This is a genomic window from Brevibacterium sp. ZH18, from assembly GCF_022748595.1.
GTDB lineage: Bacteria > Actinomycetota > Actinomycetes > Actinomycetales > Brevibacteriaceae > Brevibacterium.
The window spans coordinates 1-1,719 of record NZ_JALDSX010000095.1 but is presented as its reverse complement, the minus strand read 5'-3'; the positions used below and the strand labels follow the sequence as shown (position 1 = coordinate 1,719).

General features: G+C 55.0%; 1 rRNA gene. It reads right to left on the bottom strand.

The window, feature by feature from the left end:
* Window positions 1-1,706, bottom strand: a 23S ribosomal RNA gene (locus MPN20_RS17050); the annotation flags it as partial.
* Window positions 1,707-1,719: the final 13 nt, after the last annotated feature.

Below are 1,719 nucleotides of genomic sequence, written 5' to 3'. Positions count from 1 at the left end.
GGGGACGGATTTGCCTACCCCCACGTGCTACGACCTTAGACCACGACTACCATCGCGTGGCCTGGCTACCTTTCTGCGTCACACCTCACGCTTACCGACTCCACACTCAGGTCCCACCAGGAACTTCAACCAGACACCCGAAGGCATCACGGAAGAACCCAGAGGTTAGTCTCACGTGTTTTAGTATTGTCGGTTGTGTGTCGGTACCAGAATATCAACTGGTTGTCCATCGACTACGCCTGTCGGCCTCGCCTTAGGTCCCGACTTACCCAGGGCGGATTAGCCTAGCCCTGGAACCCTTGGTCATCCGGTGGACGGGTTTCTCACCCGTCTTTCGCTACTCATGCCTGCATTCTCACTCGTACCGGCTCCACCACTCGTTCACACGGCGACTTCACTGCCAGCACGACGCTCCCCTACCCAACACCCCACCATTACGGCTACCCGGGATGCTGCCACAACTTCGGCGGTGTACTTAGCCCCGCTACATTATCGGCGCTCAATCACTTGACCAGTGAGCTATTACGCACTCTTTCAAGGATGGCTGCTTCTAAGCCAACCTCCTGGTTGTCTTCGCAACTGAACATCCTTTCCCACTTAGCACACGCTTAGGGGCCTTAGTTGATGGTCTGGGCTGTTTCCCTCTCGACAATGAAGCTTATCCCCCACTGTCTCACTGCCACGCTGAACCTTACCGGCATTCGGAGTTTAGTTGACGTCAGTAACCCGGTGGGGCCCATCAGCCATCCAGTAGCTCTACCTCCGGCAAGAACCACGCAACGCTGCACCTAAATGCATTTCGGGGAGAACCAGCTATCACAGAGTTTGATTGGCCTTTCACCCCTAACCACAGGTCATCCCCTCCATTTTCAACTGAAGTGGGTGCGGGCCTCCACAACATCTTACTGCTGCTTCACCCTGCCCATGGCTAGATCACTCCGCTTCGGGTCTAGGACACGCGACTCATACGCCCTATTCGGACTCGCTTTCGCTACGACTACCCCTCAAGGGTTAACCTCGCCACGCACCGCTAACTCGCAGGCTCATTCTTCAAAAGGCACGCCATCACCCCAACAAGGAGGCTCTGACGGATTGTAAGCACATGGTTTCAGGTACTATTTCACTCCCCTCCCGGGGTACTTTTCACCATTCCCTCACGGTACTATTCCGCTATCGGTCATCAGGAAGTATTTAGCCTTACCAGGTGGTCCTGGCAGATTCACACGACATTCCACGAGTACCGTGCTACTCGGGGCATACACAACGTCGGGGCCACACATTTCGTCTACGGGACTCTCACCCACTCCGGTACTGTTTCCCACCAGCTTCGACTACACGCAGCACACATCAACGTCCCGGCCATGCTGGACCAGATCACGTATACCCCACAACACCCAGCCAGCAACATCAGCACACTTACACTGACCAGGTTTAGGCTCTTCCAGTTTCGCTCGCCACTACTCCCGGAATCATATTTTATTTTCTCTTCCTACGGGTACTGAGATGTTTCACTTCCCCGCGTTCCCCCCACACACCCTATATATTCAGATGCGGGTCACCACACTCTCATGTGGCGGGGTTTCCCCATTCGGACATCCTCGGATCACAGCCCGTTTATCGGCTCCCCGAGGCTTATCGCAGATTTCCACGTCCTTCATCGGCTCCTGATGCCAAGGCATCCACCATGCGCTCTTACACACTCACACCACCATTTGCATG